Here is a 15,552-nt window from a genome sequence, read left to right on the forward strand (position 1 = left end):
ACGGATCGGCGGGGTGTGGCCGCAGCAGATCCGGCCCCTCGGTGCGTCACAGTGTCGGAGGAGCGTGGGCCGAGCACGCGCCGGACAGGGAGGCAGGGCGTGGAGGCGTCGTTCGAGGACTTCGTGCGCAGCCGAGGGCCGGCGCTGCTGCGCTACGCCCACCTGCTCTGCGGTGACGGCGCCCGGGCCGAGGACCTCGTCCAGGATGCCCTCGTCAAGGTGCACCGCCGCTGGGCCGGTGGCGCCGAGGTGTCCGCGCCGTTCGCGTACTGCGCCGACAGCCGCGACGTCGTCGCCTCGCTGACCCTCACGATCACCGGCGCCGACGTGTCGACCACGACCTCCACCCCGTCGCTCATGTCGACCGTCACCTACACCGTGGGCGCGACCGTGACGAGCACGACCGTCGTCGCCCTGTCACCCGGTTCCGACGGCGCCGCGACCGAGACCGTCACGGTGAGCCGGTGAACGAGCCCGCGCGACAGGGTCGCTGACGCGCGAGCCGGCGGGACGGCATACGCCATCTCCTCGCCCGGGACGCCCGCGCCGGCCGGTCGTGGTTACGGTGGACCGGTGACGACAGTGAGCAAGGACGCTCCGGACCTGCGCGCCCTCGAGGGGCTCGCCGAGTCCCTGACGCCCGGCGCGTTGCTGACCGACCCCGACAGCGTGGCGGCCTACCGCTTCGACTACACGGCTGACGCCGGAGCCGGTGTGCCGCTCGCCGTGGTCCGCGCGACGAGCGCGGCCGACGTGCAGGCCACCGTGCGCTGGGCCGGGGAGCACGACGTCCCCGTCGTGCCCCGCGGTGCCGGCAGCGGGCTCTCAGGGGGCTCGAACGCCGTCGACGGCTGCATCGTGCTGAGTCTCGAGCGGATGCGGGCCGTCGAGATCGACCCGACCACGCGCACGGCGGTCGTCGAGGCCGGAGCCCTCAACGTCGAGGTCAAGCAGGCGGCCGCCGAGCACGGGCTCTGGTACCCGCCCGACCCGTCGTCCTTCGAGATCTGCTCGATCGGCGGCAACGTCGCGACGAACGCGGGCGGCCTGTGCTGCGTCAAGTACGGCGTGACGACCGACTACGTGCTCGGCCTCGACGTCGTCCTCGCGGACGGGACGCTCGTGCACCTCGGCGGCCAGCGCGTCAAGGACACCGCAGGCCTCTCGCTCGTCAAGCTCTTCGTCGGCAGCGAAGGGACTCTGGGCGTCGTGACCCGGGCGACGCTGCGGCTCGTCCCCGCGCAGGCGCCGCCCGCCACCCTCGTGGCCACCTTCGACACCGTCGAGGACGCCGCGCGGGTGGTCGTCGCCATCGGCAACACCCTCCGCGCGTCGATGATGGAGCTCATGGACCGGGCGTCGGTCAACGCCGTCGAGGACCACCGCAGCATGGGGCTCGACCGCGAGGCCGGTGCCATGCTGCTCGCGCAGTCCGACGCCCCCGGTGCGGCCCGCGGCGAGGAGATCGCCGTGATGGAGCGGCTGTGCCGGGACGGCGGCGCGCGCGAGTGCTTCACGACGACGGATGCCGCAGAGGGCGAGATGTTCGTCGCGGCCCGTAGAGCCGCCATCGTCGCCATCGAGCGGCGAGGCGCGATCATGCTCGAGGACGTCGGCGTGCCGGTGCCGCGCCTCCCCGACCTGCTGACCGGCATCGCCGACATCTCGCGCCGACACGACCTCGAGATCCCCGTCGTGGCCCACGCCGGAGACGGCAACACGCACCCCGTCATCGTCTATCCGCGGGGCGACATGGACGCCGGTTCCCGTGCGGCACAGGCCTTCTCGGAGGTCATGAGCCTCGCGATCGGGCTCGGCGGCACCATCACCGGCGAGCACGGCGTCGGCCGCCTCAAGCGCGCGGCCCTGCCCGAGCAGCTCGGGCCCGACGTCATGGCCCTCACCCACCGCATCAAGAACGCCCTCGACCCGCAGGGCATCCTCAACCCCGGAGCAGGATTCTGATGACCGCGACCCCGCCCGTCACGACCCGCCGCCCGATCGCCGACCGGCACCTCTTCGGTCCCGGTCCGTGCAACCCCTACCCCGAGGCGACCCTCGCCCTCGCAGCACCTCTGCTCGGACACCTCGACCCGGACTTCCTCGCGATCATGGACGAGACGTGCGACCTGCTCCGGTACGCCTGGGGCACCGACAACCGCCGCACCCTCCCACTCTCGGCCACCGGGTCAGCGGGCATGGAGGCCGCCTTCGTCAACACCGTATCCCCCGGCGACGTCGTCGTCGTGGCCGTCAACGGGCTCTTCGGGGAGCGCATGGTCGACGTCGCGGGCCGCCACGGCGCCGAGGTGGTCCGCGTCGACCACGAGTGGGGCACACCCGTCGATGCCGAGAGGGTCGCCGCCGCCCACCCCGCACCGAAGATCATCGCCGCAGTCCATGCCGAGACGTCCACCGGCGTCCGCTCCGACATCGCCGCCCTCGGCGCGGTCAAGGGCGACGCCCTGCTGCTCGTCGACGCGGTCACCAGCATCGGCGGGATCGAGCTGCGCGCCGACGACTGGGGCATCGACATCGGCTACGCCGGCACCCAGAAGTGCCTGGGCGTCGCGCCCGGCCTCGCTCCCTTCACCATCAGCGACCGCGCCTTCGAGCGCCGCGTCGAGAAGCCGTCGTCCTGGTACCTCGACCTCGGCCTGCTCGGCGGCTACGTCGGTGAGGCCTCCGGCTCGGGCAAGCGCACCTACCACCACACGGCGCCGACCGCGATGGTCGCGAGCCTCCATGCAGGCCTCCAGCGCATCGCCGACGAGGGCCTCGAGAAGGTCTGGGACCGCCACGCCGAGGCCGGCCGCCTCCTCCAGGACGGCCTCGAGGAGATGGGCCTCGCCCTCTTCGCCGCCGAGGGCTCTCGCCTGCCCCAGCTGACGACGGTCCGCGTACCCGACGGGGTCGACTCCGCCGCCGTCCGCGCCTACCTCCTCGAGCGCCACGACCTCGAGATCGGCGCGGGCGTGGGCGAGTTCGCTTCCACCGTCTGGCGCATCGGCCTGATGGGCCACAACGCGCGCCCCGACCGCGTCGCCCTCGTCCTCGCCGCCCTGAAGGACGCCCTGGCCCACGCCACCTGACGCAGCCTCCCCCGGTTCGAGGGGCGCGGGGCGTGGCGGTGGTCGCGGCATCGGCGGCGGGCGCTGACGCTGGGAGCGAGCGTGCACAAGGGCGCGGGGCGTGGCGGTGGTCGCGGCATCGGCGGCGGGCGCTGACGCCGGGAGCGAGCGTGCCGGCATACGCCCGCCGACGCTCCACGCCGCGAGCGCCGTCGCGCCCCACGACCGCCCAACCAGCAACCCCCGCAAACCGGGACAGCGAAAGGCGGGCCCGACCGTGTGGTCGGACCCGCCTTCGCGGTAGAGCAGTGATCCCGGCAGAGCCGGGTCAGATCACTTGAGCTCGACGGACGCGCCGGCGCCCTCGAGCTGCTCCTTGGCCTTCTCGGCCGCAGCCTTGTCGACACCCTCGAGGACGGGCTTGGGGGCGCCGTCAACGAGGTCCTTGGCCTCCTTGAGGCCGAGGCTCGTGAGCGCGCGGACCTCCTTGATGACCTGGATCTTCTTCTCGCCCGCGGCGGTGAGAACGACGTCGAACGAGTCCTTCTCCTCCTCCTCGACGGCGGCAGCGCCGCCACCGGCAGCGGCGGCAACCGCGGCAACGGGGGCAGCAGCGGTGACCTCGAAGGTCTCCTCGAACTGCTTCACGAACTCGGAGAGCTCGATGAGGGTCATCTCCTTGAAAGCGTCAAGGAGCTCGTCGGTGCTGAGCTTCGCCATGGTGGCTTCCTTCCTAGATATTGCCGTGAGTGGCGTGTTGTTGAATCGAGCTGGTGCGCAGGAGCGCAATCAGCTCTCGTCGCCACCCTCGGCGACGTCGGTGGTTGCCTCGGCGGCCGGAGCGGCCTCCGTGGCGGGACCCTGCGCCTCGACCTTCTGGCGCAGGGCGTCGACCACGCGGGCCGTCTGCGACAGAGGAGCGACGAAGAGGTAGGCGGCCTTGTTGAGGGAGCCCTTCATGGCGCCCGCAAGCTTGGCCAGGAGAACCTCGCGGGACTCGAGGTCCGCGAGCTTCGTGATCTCCTCGGGGGACAAGGTCTTGCCGTCGAGGACGCCAGCCTTGATCACGAGGAGGGGGTGTGCCTTGGCGAAGTCACGCAGACCCTTGGCCGCCTCGACCGGGTCACCGGTGATGAAGGCGATGGCCGACGGGCCCTGGAGGTGACCGTCGAAGGCCGTGATACCGGCCTCCTTGGCGGCGCGCTCCGTGAGCGTGTTCTTGACCACGGCGTAGGTGGCGTGTTCCCGGATCGAGGTGCGCAGCTGCGAGAGCTGGGCCACGGTCAGACCGCGGTACTCGGTGAGAACGGCCGCACCGGACTCACGGAACTTGTCCGCGATCTCGGCAATGGCAGCCGTCTTCTCGGAGTTCGCCATCTGGGCCTCCTTCCCTTGCGTGGTGCCGCCTGTCGAAGGGGCCCGGAGGGCCTGCACGAAAAGAGCCCCGGCGCAGGGCGCTCGGGGCTCGCAGCGACATACTCGAGGTATGCCGTGAGGCTGAGTGTCCTGCGCTGGCTGCCCGCATCGTGCGGAACCTTCGGGAGATCGTGGTTGCCCACGCCCTCCAACCGGCGGTCATTGGTCGTGGACCACAGTACGGGCTGGACCGCTGCGGACCAAATCGAGCCCGGGGCCTGTCGGCGGGTCCGACGCACGATCCCCCACCACACCGGGTACGTGACCTAGCGTGACCCCCATGGCGAGTGGCAGCGCAGTCCGCCGCCCGACCCCGTCAGAGCGGCAGGCGATCCGCCGCCGCCGGACGTGGGCGGGTCTGGCCGTCGTGCTGTGCGTGGCCGCCGACCTCTGGGTCATGACGTCAGCCGGCGCCGGCGAGCCGGTCCCCGAGGGTGCGGTCTCACGCGCCGCGCGGGTCTCAATCACGGCCGGGACGGCACCCGCGGTCTCGATCGACCAGGTCGAGCGAGTGCCCGAGGCCGCGACCGACTCGCAGGTCGACGGTTCCGCCTCGACCGGTGCGACCGGTGCGGCAGGCACCACGGGCTCGACGACGTCGGACGACGCGACGGCCGCCGGGAAGAACGACGGCAAGGACGACGGCAAGGACGACAAGGGCGCGGTCATCCAGGCGGGGTCCGGCAGGTTCACGGTCGTGGCCATGCCCGCGGCCGCCCTGCGCCCGGTCCCCACGAGCGGCCGCACGGTGCGCTACACCGTGGAGCTCGAAGGTGGTCTCGACATCAAGGCCGCGGACCTGGCCACGACGGTGGGGAGCGTGCTGACCGATCCGCGAGGCTGGCAGGCGAAGGACGGCGTCCGCTTCGTCAACGTCTCCCCCGCCGCGGCCGCCAAGGGCGGGGCGACCATCGACCTGCGCATCACGCTCGCGAGCCCCGACACGACCGACCGGCTCTGCGCGCCGCTGCAGACCCGGGGCCAGGTCAGCTGCCACAACTCCGGGCGGGTGGTGCTCAACCTGCGCCGGTGGGTCCTCGGCGCGGAGGCCTACGGCAGCGACATCGCCGGCTACCGCACCTACCTCGTCAACCACGAGGTCGGCCACGGCATCGGTCACGCGCACGCCTATTGCGGCGGGCCGGGCAGGGTGGCCCCGGTCATGATGCAGCAGACCTACGGCCTCAAGGGCTGCACGGCGTGGCCCTGGCCGACCCCGAAGCCGGCCTGACCTCCCACGTCGCGGCCGGCATACGCCCACTCTCCCTGGTGACGGGCCGCGGCCGGTGATGCCGACCGCGGCCTCGTCACGATGGGTGCCGTCTCAGAGCAGCGAGCTCGCGGAGTGGCCGACCCGGACGACGGAGCCCGTCGGCAGCGAGCCCAGCACGCGGTCGGTGACGACCTCGATCATGACGACCTCGACCGACTTCGCGGTGCGGGTCACCTTGTGCAGGGTGACCCGGCCGAGCCCCGGCACGGTGACGACCGTGTTGGGCTTGACCGTCGAGGTGATGGACGGCAGACCGGTGATGCGCAGCCCGACGAACCGCGAGGCGTCGGTGGTCACCGGGGTGGCGCCCGCGCTCGATTGGACCGCCGAGGTCTCGGCGACGATCGTGTCGGCGCTGATGAGGCCGTTCAGCACGCGAGGCGCACCAACGGTGTTTTTGACCTGGCTGCGACGCGACGTGGCGGTGATGGTGGAGAGCACGTCTGTCGTCGTCGTGCCGGTGGACACCACCCCCGGCACCCCTGCCGTGGCCACCGTCGCGCGTCCCGAGCCTCCGGTGCACGGGGGGTACGCGAGAGCGGTCCGGCTCGAGGACACGGCGCCGTCGGCGAGGTTGGCCGACGTGGCGTAGCCCATACCGGAGACGAGCCCGACCACTGGTCGCGACAAGGAAGTGTTGGCGACCCCGACGTCGATGCGTGACCCGACCGGCAGGCCGAGGGAGTTCTGTGCGGTGATGACGACCCGCAGGGCCGTCGTGCTGACTCGCCAGTCGTTGCCGGAGAACGCCTTGGTCTGCGTGTTGAGGTAGACCGTGGCGAGCGCGGTCCCGGCCGAGGTCCGCAGCGTGATCGCCGAGTTCGGAGCCGGGTTCGCATTGAGGGCACGCCCGCCGATCTTGAGGCCGAGCAGCTCGGCGCGGTTGTCGCCGCTGTAGACGCCTGTCGTGCTCAACGTCGCCGTGCTGGCCCCGGTGACGGCATCGGCTCGGACGAGCCCGCCGAGGAGGTCGACCGCCCCGGTGGTCGCCGTGGCACGGCTGATCTTGTAGGTCGTCGTCGTCGAGGTCGCGGCCGAGGTGCGCGTCGACCCCACCGACCCGGCCGCCGGGACGGTGACTGCCGCCGTGGATCCCGTGGTCGTGTGGCCGAAGGTAGTCGTGCAGCCGATCGAGGCGATGGCCGTGGGCCCGGAACGCACGAGGCCCCCGACCACGACGTAGGTGCCGTAGGCGAGGGCCGAGACTCCGGTCGCCGGTGCTGCTGCGGATGCCGGTGCGGCACCGAGGGGCGCGGCCATCGTGGAGATGGCCGCTGCTGCGAGGATCGCCGTGAGTTTCCTGTTCATGGTCGTGCTCCTGTCATCGATGCCCTGCTCATCGATCCCCTGACCGATGTACTCATGTCAACGACCCGACCTGTCGGCGTGTTATGGGCTGGATGCGTCAATCGCAAGGTTGGTGTGGTATTGGGGCTATTGCGATTTCAAGCACCTCCGGAGCGGACGCCGGAGAGGCCGGCCCCTCGTCGGGACCGGCCTCTCCGGGTGGGTGCGCTCCAGGTCAGCGCGGGTGCACCACCATGGCCGAGCCACCACCGCGGCGCGTCGTCTCCGCGGCGGCCTCGAACAGGCCCCCGCGCAGGCTGCGGATCGCCGTGACGGCACCGATCTCGTTGGGCGTGCCTGCCGATGCCAGCTTGTGGCCCATCGCCGTCAGCGCCGCACCGGTCGGACCGCTGAGGATCGCCGGCTCGGCGCCCTCGCTCGAGCCGTTGCGCGAGCTGAGGCGCGGCGCCGCGATCGCGTCGACGAGCGACAGGTCGCGGTCGAGGTAGCCGAGGATCGTCTGCGACACCGACGTGATGATCGTGGCACCGCCCGGCGAACCCACCGCGAGGAAGGGCTTGCCGTCGTCGAGCAGGATCGTCGGGCTCATCGACGACCGCGGACGCTTGCCGGGGCCGGGCAGGTTCGGGTCCGGGACGCCCGGGGTCAGCGGCGTGAAGTTGAAGTCGGTGAGCTCGTTGTTGAGCAGGAACCCGTACCCGGGGACCGTGATGCCGGAGCCACCGGTCTGCTCGATGGTCAGGGTGTAGGACGCGACGTTGCCCCAACGGTCGGTGGCCGTCAGGTGCGTCGTCGACTGCCCCTCGTAGGGCTCGCTCTGCGCGACCGTGCCGGGCGCGCAGGAGGTGTAGGCGCCGTCGGGCGAGCCGAACGGGATCGGACGGGCCTGGGCCTTCATCGGGTCGAAGAGGCAGGCGCGCTCTGCGGCGAAGGCAGGATCGGTCAGCTCCTTGACCGGAACGTCCGGGACGTCACCCACCCAGCGGTTGCGGTCGGCGAAGGCCGTCGCCGACGCCTCCGAGAACCGGTGCAGGTAGTCGACGTCCGACAGGTCGGACGTCGAGACGCCCGTGCGGTCCTCGTAGGCCTGGACGAGGTTGAGGATCTCGGCCACCGCGATGCCACCCGAGCTCGGGACCGGCATGCCGTAGACGTCGTAGCCCTTGTACTGCGAGTGGATCGGGGCCTTGGTCAGGGCGCGGTAGGCGCGCAGGTCGGCCCTCGTCATCTGGCCGCCCATGACCGAGGAACCCGCCTTGGTGTGCGGCGCCCGGGACTCGGCGACGATCGCCCGTCCGAGCGCCCCGGCATACAGCGCCTCGGTGCCGTGGGTGCGCAGCGTCCGGTACGCCCTGGCCATGTCGGGGTTGGTGAAGACGGAGCCCACGGCCGGAGCCTGGCCGCCCCGCAGGAAGACCTTCGCCGTCTCGGGGAACACGGAGAAGCGCGCGGCGTTGGCTGCCGTCTGGTCGGCGAACGTCTGGTCGACGACGAAGCCCGTGGCGGCGAGGCGCTCGGCCGGCTTGAGCGCCGCGTTGAGCGACAGCGTGCCGTGGTCGCGCAACGCCTTGGCCCACAGGGCGGGCGTGCCGGGCACGCCGATCGACAGCCCCGAGTTCACCACGGTGTTGAAGTCCATCGCCTTGCCCGTGGCCGCGTCGGTGAAGGTCTTGTCGGTGAACGTCGCCGGAGCCGTCTCGCGGCCGTCGATGGTCGAGACCTTCCTGCTGCGCGCGTCGTAGTAGACGAGGAAGCCACCGCCGCCGATACCGGCGCTGTAGGGCTCCGTGACGCCGAGCGCCGCTGCGGTCGCGACCGCAGCGTCAGCTGCGTTGCCCCCGCGGGCCAGGACGTCGATGCCGACCTGCGAGGCGTCGCGGTCGACCGAGCTGACGGCACCCCCGGAGCCCGTCATGACGGGGACCTTCGGCAGCGGGGTGGGCTGGCCGTGCCAGCCGCGGTCAGCCGCTGCGGCGGCGGGCGCGACCGCCGGCTGCGCGCCGGCCGTGGCCGGCAACAGGGAGAGAGGGAGCCCGACGACGAGAGCGCCGAGGACCCATCGGGAACGTGTCGTGGTGCATACGCTGTGACGACTCATCTTTCGACCGTACCCGCGCAAACGCCGCAGATCGCCCCGAGAACCCCGCCGATCCGAGGTCTGGGACAGGTGTGACCAGGAGGCCACTCGACGGGGACGGGGCGCTCACTCGAGGGTGAGCGAGTGGCGTCGGCGCCGGGAGCGCCCCCAGCCAGGACGGTCGGAGACGCACGAGAGCCCGCCACCCCCAGAGGGGTGACGGGCTCTGCGTTGCGTGGGTCAGGCCGTCAGGCCTGGTCCTCCTCGGCGAGGAGGTTGCGCGTCTTGGAGAAGTCGAGCGGGATGCCCGGGCCCATCGTCGTGGAGACGGTGGCCTTCTCGATGTAGCGGCCCTTGGAGCTGGCCGGCTTCAGACGCAGGATCTCCTCGAGGGCAGCGGCGTAGTTCTCGACGAGCTTCGTCTCGTCGAAGGAGGCCTTGCCGATGATGAAGTGGAGGTTCGCGTGCTTGTCGACGCGGAACTCGATCTTGCCGCCCTTGATGTCGGCGACGGCCTTGGCGACGTCCATCGTCACGGTGCCGGTCTTCGGGTTCGGCATGAGACCACGCGGGCCGAGGACCTTGCCGAGACGACCGACCTTGCCCATGAGGTCAGGCGTGGCGACGACGGCGTCGAAGTCGAGCCAGCCGCCCTGGACCTTCTCGAGCAGGTCGTCGGAGCCGACGTGGTCGGCGCCGGCCTCACGGGCGGCCTCGGCCTTGTCGCCGTTGGCGAAGACGAGGACGCGGGCGGTCTTGCCCGTGCCGTGCGGCAGGTTGACCGTGCCGCGCACGGCCTGGTCGGCCTTGCGGGGGTCGACGCCGAGGCGCATGGCGACCTCGACGGTCTCGTCGTACTTGGCCTTGGCGGTCTGCTTGGCGACGCGGACGGCCTCGAGCGGGGCGTAGACCTTGCCGGGCGTGACGAGCTCGGCGGCTGCGCGGTAGTTCTTGCTGCGCTTCATGACTGCTCCTGCTTTCTTCGTGGAGTCGTGGTGCGACCGTGCGCTGGTCTCCCACGGGGCCTCACGGCCGTATGCCGTGTGGCCCGGTTCGGGGCGTGCCCGCCCTCGCGCGGAGGGCGGGCGTCCCGAGGTCTGGTGACCCGGGCTCGTCAGAGCTCGGTGTCGATGCCCATCGAGCGGGCGGTGCCGGCGATGATGCGCGCCGCCATCTCCTCGTCGTGGGCGTTGAGGTCTTCCATCTTCTGACGGGCGATCTCGAGGACCTGGTCGCGCGAGAGCTTGGCGACCTTGGTCTTGTGCGGCTCGCCCGAGCCCTTGGCGACGCCGGCGGCCTTCTTGATGAGCTCGGCGGCCGGCGGGGTCTTCGTCACGAAGGTGAACGAGCGGTCCTCGTAGACCGTGATCTCGACCGGGATGACGTTGCCGCGCTGGGACTCCGTCGCGGCGTTGTACGCCTTGACGAACTCCATGATGTTGACGCCGTGCTGACCGAGGGCGGGGCCGACGGGCGGGGCGGGGGTGGCCTGACCGGCCTGGATCTGCAGCTTGATGAAGCCGGAGACCTTCTTGCTCTTGGGGGGCATGGTTGCCTACCTTCTGCGTTGCTGGGCCGACGCCTTGGGCGATGACCCGGTTGCATGTCCTCGTGCGGTCAGCCGCACGAGGTCGTACGACCCTCGATCAGATCTTGGCGACCTGGGCGAAGGAGAGCTCGACCGGGGTCTCCCGGCCGAAGATGGAGACGAGCACCTTGAGCTTCTGGGTGTCGGGGTTGATCTCGGAGATCGTCGCGGGGAGGGTCTCGAACGGGCCCTCCATGACGGTGACGGACTCGCCGACCTCGAAGTCGACGACCCGCACGTCCTTGCCGGCGCTCGAGCCCGACGACGCGCCGGAGCCGTCGGCGGCCGCAGCGGCCTCGAAGTTCGGGGCGAGCATCGTGAAGACCTCGTCGATCGACAGCGGCACCGGCTGGTGGGCGTTGCCGACGAACCCGGTGACGCCGGGGGTGTGGCGCACGGCGCCCCAGCTCTCGTCGGTGAGGTCCATGCGGACGAGGACGTAGCCGGGCATCCGGACGCGACGGACCTGCTTCTTCTGGCCGTTCTTGATCTCGGTGACCTCCTCCATGGGGACCTCGATCTCGAAGATGAAGTCCTCCATGTTGAGGGTCTGGATGCGCGTCTCGAGGTTGGCCTTCACGCGGTTCTCGTAGCCGGCGTAGGAGTGGATGACGTACCAGTCACCGAAGCGCGTGCGCAGGTCGGCCTTGAAGTCGGCGACGGGGTCGCCGCTGCCCTGGGCCACCGGCTCGTCGTCATCGGAGGTTTCGGAGTCAACGGCGGCGTCGACGTAGTCGTCGGACCCGTCGTCGGTCTCGACATCGGTCTCCGCGGCGACGGTGTCGAGGTCGGAGTCGGTGGCGTCGTCCTCAGCACCCGACTCGACGTCGGAGGCCGAGAGGTCGTCGGTCTCGACCGCGGGGTCGACGACGTCGCTCTCGGTGCTCTCGCCGTTCGGGGCGCCCTCGTGGGCGAACTGCTCGGACACGCTCTGACCTGCTTCCTTGCTCGTGGACCGGCCGTGACGGCCGGCAGTGACATCCCGTGAGGGGGCCGGGGGCTCGTGCCTCAGGTGGCCGAGCCAGTGAAGACCCAGGAGACCAGCCGGCTCAGACCGAAGTCGAGCGCTGACACGAGCGCCATCATGATCACGACGAACACGACCACGACGGTCGTGTAGCGCACGAGCTCAGGACCCGTCGGCCGCACGACCTTGCGCAGCTCGTCGAGGATCTGGCGCACGAAGAGGCTGATCGCGCCAAAGAGGCGCGACACGGGGTTGCCGCCGCGAGCCTTGTCGGCACGGCCGGACCCGCGCTTGGCGCTCGTCTCCGTCACGATTCCTTCTTTCTGCCTGGGTGTCGGCCCGCGGGCGCCACACCCCGACCGTGGAGTCCCACGTCAGGGCAGAAGCCGCGTGCCGCCTTGCACGACGACCACATCACTGGGATGCGCAGGGCAAGAGGGACTCGAACCCCCAACCGCTGGTTTTGGAGACCAGTGCTCTACCAATTGAGCTATTGCCCTTCGCCGGGGACGTTGGGTGTCCACGGCGGGACGGCATGCGTCAGCATGGCCAGCGAAGCCGTCCGAGGGACGATCATACGGGACGGATGCGCCCCAACGCGAACCGACCCGAAACCCCCTCCGCGGGCCCTCCCCCGTCACCCGCAGGTGACCCTTCGGACGGCCTCCGGGGACCTGCCGCGCCCGCGGCGGGAACCGCGCGACCCGTCATACGGACTCGGCCGCCCGACCCGGGCGCCGCAGTGGCAGGATCGAGAGGTGACGAACCCGCGCACCTCCCTCGCGTCCCTGTCCGACGACGACCTGGCCGGCTTCCTCGCCGAGCAGCGTGAAGCCTACGCGGCCCTGCAGTCCCGCGGCCTCAGGCTCGACCTGACGCGGGGCAAGCCGTCCGCCGCGCAGCTCGACCTCTCCGACGACCTCCTGCGCCTGCCGACCGCGACGAAGGACCGGGCCGGGGTCGACGTGCGCAACTACGGCGGACTCGAGGGCCTCGCCGAGCTGCGCGAGCTCTTCGCCGACCTGCTCTGGGTCGAGCCGAGCCAGATCGTCGCCGGGGGCAACTCGAGCCTGACGATGATGTACAGCACGATCGTCGACTTCCTCCTCTTCGGCGGCGTCGACTCGCCGCGGCCCTGGTCGCAGGAGGAGAAGGTCCGCTTCGTCTGCCCCGTCCCCGGCTACGACCGGCACTTCTCGATGCTCGCGTCGTTCGGCATCGAGATGGTCACCGTCGACATGCACGCGGACGGCCCGGACATCGCCGCCGTCGAGGCGCTCGTCAAGGACGACCCGAGCGTCAAGGGCATCTGGATCGTCCCGACCTACGCCAACCCGTCCGGGGCCGTCGTCTCGCAGGAGATCGCCGCCCGCCTCGCGGCCATGCCGACCGCGGCGCCCGACTTCACGATCTTCTGGGACAACGCGTACGCGTTCCACCACCTCACCGAGGACGAGGCCAAGAGCGCCGACATCCTCAGCCTCGCCGCCGCCTCCGGGCACCCGAACCGGCCGATCATGTTCGCGTCGACCTCGAAGATCACCTTCGCGGGCGCCGGAGTCGCCGTCCTCGCCGCGAGCGCGGCCACCGTGAGGTGGTACCTCGGACACCTCGCGATGGGCTCCATCGGTCCCGACAAGGTCAACCACCTGCGTCACGTCGAGTTCTTCCACGACGCCGACGGCGTGCGTGCGCACATGCGCAAGCACCGCGAGATCATCGCGCCGAAGTTCGCGGCGGTCGACGAGGCTCTGACGAGCGGCCTCGCGGGGCTCGAGATCGCCGAGTGGAGCCACCCGACCGGGGGCTACTTCGTCAACCTCGACGTGCTCGACGGGACCGCGTCGCGGGTCGTCGCGCTCGCCAAGGAGGCCGGCATCGCGCTGACGCCGGCGGGCGCGTCCTTCCCGCTGGGCCACGACCCGCGCGACCGCAACATCCGCCTCGCCCCGACCTTCCCCGTGCTCGACGAGGTGCGCACGGCCATGGCCGGCGTCGCGACGTGCGTCGCCCTCGCCGCCGCCGAGAAGCTGACGCAGGACCGCGCCGCGGGGGTAGGGGCAGAGGGCGACGGCGAGACGCCGTCGGCCGGGGACGCCACGAGCCCCTCGCACACCGCCACCGAAGGAGCCTCGCGATGAGCGACCAGGATCCCAACGAGACCATCGACGACGAGCTGACGACCTACAGCGTCGACGACGAGGACCAGCTCCAGCCCGAGGACACCCTCGACGACGGTGACCTCGAGGACGTGCTCGACCGCGGCTACTCGCCCAACGACCGGCCGCAGGGCGTCACCGCCCACGGCACGACCGCCTACGAGGAGTCCGTCGACGAGACCATCGACGAGCGCATCCGCCAGGAGGTGCCGGACCCCGACTCCGCCTACGGCGCGCCCGACAACGAGAGCGGCCTCGACGGCGACCGCGTCGGTGGCGACGACCCCGACGCCATCGACGCCGAGGACGACTGGCTCGGAGACCACGAGGTGGGCGACGCCCGCGCCGGTCGCCTCGTGGCCGACGACGAGGGCGCGCACGACGACGACGAGAAGCAGGCCTGGGCCAGCGACGTCGGCGTCGACGGGGCCGGCGCGTCGGCCGAGGAGGCCGCGATGCACATCGTCGACGAGATCGCTGACGAGCCCGACGAGGACTGAGTCCCGCGCGACCCGCAGAGAGGCCACGGCCCGGCACCAGCCGCGCCGTGGCCTCTCCGCGCCGCCCGGGGACCGGATGACACACTGACCCGCATGACGCGTGCGGTGCAGGACCTGCCCAAGGCGCACCTGCACCTGCACTTCACGGGCTCGATGCGCATCGACACGGTGCGAGACCTCGCCGCCCGGCACGGCATCCGCCTGCCCGACGCCCTCGTGACGGGCTGGCCGCCCCGACTCGCCCGAGCCACCGACGAGCGCGGCTGGTTCCGCTTCCAGCGCCTCTACGACGCCGCCCGGTCCTGTGTGCGCGGGGAGGACGACATGCGCCGGATCGTGCGCGAGGCCGCGGCCGACGACGCGGCCGAGGGGTCACGCTGGCTCGAGATCCAGGTCGACCCGACGTCGTACGCCCCCTTCGTCGGCGGGATCACGCCGGCGCTCGAGATCGTGCTCGACGAGGCACGGGCCGTGTCGGCCGCGGGGGACATCGGGGTCGGCGTCGTCGTCGCGGCGAGCCGCATGCGCCACCCCCTCGAGGCCCGCACGCTCGCTCGCCTCGCCGCCCACCACGCGGGCGAGGAGGCCGGCGACGTCGTCGGCTTCGGCCTGTCCAACGACGAGCGACGCGGGGCCGTCGCCGACTTCGCGCCGGCCTTCGCCATCGCACGGCGGGCCGGTCTGGCTCTCGTGCCGCACGGCGGCGAGCTCCTCGGCGCCCAGTCCGTCATGGAGACGCTCGAGCACCTCGACCCGGACCGCATCGGGCACGGCGTGCGCAGCGTCGAGGACCCACAGGTGCTCGACGCCGTCGCCGAGGCCGGCGTGACCCTCGAGGTGTGCCCGGGCAGCAACGTCGCCCTCGGGGTCTACGCCGACGCGAGCGACGTCCCGTTGCGCCGGATCGTCGAGGCCGGCATCCCCGTGGCGCTCGGCGCGGACGACCCGCTCCTCTTCGGGTCCCGCCTGGCCGCGCAGTACGCCGCGGCCCGAGAGCTCGGCTTCGACGACGACGGCCTCGCCGCGCTCGCCCGCGGCTCCCTCGAGGGCAGCCGGATGCCCGACCGCCTGCGCAAGGCCGCGCTCGCCGACGTGGACGCCTGGCTCGCCGGGCCTGCGTGACACCGACCACACGCAGGACCGGGTCGTAACCGGTCATAACGGGCCGCTCCCCACGGAGCCGGCCTCCTCGC

Annotated in this window: 15 protein-coding genes and 1 tRNA gene; 7 read left to right on the top strand and 9 right to left on the bottom strand. The window is 71.6% G+C overall.

What is annotated here, in order from left to right; genetic code table 11:
- The first annotated feature begins 99 nt into the window (after positions 1–99).
- The 3 genes from ASE25_RS01050 (at position 100) to ASE25_RS01060 (ending at position 3,092) form a co-directional block, all read left to right on the top strand.
- A complete protein-coding gene (locus ASE25_RS01050) occupies positions 100–468 on the top strand; it encodes an RNA polymerase sigma factor (RefSeq protein WP_056822121.1) in 369 nt (122 codons plus the stop codon).
- A 114-nt stretch (positions 469–582) separates the two neighbouring features.
- On the top strand, positions 583–1,965 hold the full coding sequence (locus tag ASE25_RS01055; RefSeq protein ID WP_056822124.1) for an FAD-binding oxidoreductase: 1,383 nt from the start codon (positions 583–585) through the stop codon (positions 1,963–1,965).
- Positions 1,965–3,092, top strand: coding sequence for an alanine--glyoxylate aminotransferase family protein (locus ASE25_RS01060; protein WP_056822128.1), 1,128 nt, complete (start codon positions 1,965–1,967; stop codon positions 3,090–3,092). The genes ASE25_RS01055 and ASE25_RS01060 overlap by 1 nt, the downstream gene beginning before the upstream one ends.
- Positions 3,093–3,404: 312 nt before the next feature.
- Here ASE25_RS01060 and rplL read toward each other — a convergent pair whose 3' ends face one another.
- A complete protein-coding gene (gene rplL / locus ASE25_RS01065) occupies positions 3,405–3,791 on the bottom strand; it encodes a 50S ribosomal protein L7/L12 (protein WP_056771157.1) in 387 nt (128 codons plus the stop codon).
- Positions 3,792–3,860: 69 nt separating this feature from the next.
- Positions 3,861–4,448: a 50S ribosomal protein L10 gene (gene rplJ, locus ASE25_RS01070; RefSeq protein WP_056771162.1), complete on the bottom strand. Its 588-nt coding sequence runs from the start codon at positions 4,446–4,448 to the stop codon at positions 3,861–3,863.
- 319 nt (positions 4,449–4,767) lie between these two features.
- Between rplJ and ASE25_RS01075 the strand changes: the two genes are divergently transcribed.
- Positions 4,768–5,718 (top strand): DUF3152 domain-containing protein, encoded by a 951-nt coding sequence (locus ASE25_RS01075; RefSeq protein ID WP_235508485.1) that lies wholly within the window; start codon positions 4,768–4,770, stop codon positions 5,716–5,718.
- A gap of 93 nt (positions 5,719–5,811) precedes the next feature.
- On the opposite strand, the gene ASE25_RS01080 is transcribed toward ASE25_RS01075, so the two are convergent.
- The 7 genes from ASE25_RS01080 to ASE25_RS01110 all read right to left on the bottom strand — a co-directional run bounded on the left by ASE25_RS01080 (position 5,812) and on the right by ASE25_RS01110 (position 12,200).
- Positions 5,812–7,068, bottom strand: a complete 1,257-nt coding sequence (locus ASE25_RS01080) for a choice-of-anchor P family protein (protein ID WP_056771165.1) — start codon at positions 7,066–7,068, stop codon at positions 5,812–5,814.
- A gap of 214 nt (positions 7,069–7,282) precedes the next feature.
- Positions 7,283–9,166, bottom strand: a complete 1,884-nt coding sequence (ggt, locus tag ASE25_RS01085) for a gamma-glutamyltransferase (protein WP_082622628.1) — start codon at positions 9,164–9,166, stop codon at positions 7,283–7,285.
- Positions 9,167–9,393: 227 nt separating this feature from the next.
- Entirely contained in the window at positions 9,394–10,110 is a 717-nt protein-coding gene (gene rplA / locus ASE25_RS01090) for a 50S ribosomal protein L1 (RefSeq protein WP_056771168.1), read from the bottom strand.
- Between the two features lie 149 nt (positions 10,111–10,259).
- Positions 10,260–10,694: a 50S ribosomal protein L11 gene (gene rplK, locus ASE25_RS01095; protein WP_056771171.1), complete on the bottom strand. Its 435-nt coding sequence runs from the start codon at positions 10,692–10,694 to the stop codon at positions 10,260–10,262.
- 97 nt (positions 10,695–10,791) lie between these two features.
- Entirely contained in the window at positions 10,792–11,661 is an 870-nt protein-coding gene (nusG, locus tag ASE25_RS01100) for a transcription termination/antitermination protein NusG (protein ID WP_056822131.1), read from the bottom strand.
- An 80-nt stretch (positions 11,662–11,741) separates the two neighbouring features.
- Positions 11,742–12,011 (bottom strand): preprotein translocase subunit SecE, encoded by a 270-nt coding sequence (secE, locus tag ASE25_RS01105; RefSeq protein ID WP_056771177.1) that lies wholly within the window; start codon positions 12,009–12,011, stop codon positions 11,742–11,744.
- A 116-nt stretch (positions 12,012–12,127) separates the two neighbouring features.
- Positions 12,128–12,200, bottom strand: a tRNA-Trp gene (locus tag ASE25_RS01110).
- Between the two features lie 258 nt (positions 12,201–12,458).
- Here ASE25_RS01110 and ASE25_RS01115 point away from each other — a divergent pair.
- The 3 genes from ASE25_RS01115 (at position 12,459) to ASE25_RS01125 (ending at position 15,481) form a co-directional block, all read left to right on the top strand.
- On the top strand, positions 12,459–13,841 hold the full coding sequence (locus tag ASE25_RS01115) for an aminotransferase class I/II-fold pyridoxal phosphate-dependent enzyme (RefSeq protein ID WP_056822134.1): 1,383 nt from the start codon (positions 12,459–12,461) through the stop codon (positions 13,839–13,841).
- Positions 13,838–14,359 (top strand): DUF5709 domain-containing protein, encoded by a 522-nt coding sequence (locus ASE25_RS01120; RefSeq protein WP_056771184.1) that lies wholly within the window; start codon positions 13,838–13,840, stop codon positions 14,357–14,359. Before ASE25_RS01115 ends, ASE25_RS01120 begins: the two co-directional genes overlap by 4 nt.
- Before the next feature lie 93 nt (positions 14,360–14,452).
- Positions 14,453–15,481, top strand: a complete 1,029-nt coding sequence (locus ASE25_RS01125) for an adenosine deaminase (RefSeq protein ID WP_056771186.1) — start codon at positions 14,453–14,455, stop codon at positions 15,479–15,481.
- The last annotated feature ends 71 nt before the right edge of the window (positions 15,482–15,552 follow it).

The organism is Terrabacter sp. Root85 (assembly GCF_001429185.1).
In the GTDB taxonomy this organism is placed as follows: Bacteria; Actinomycetota; Actinomycetes; order Actinomycetales; family Dermatophilaceae; genus Terrabacter.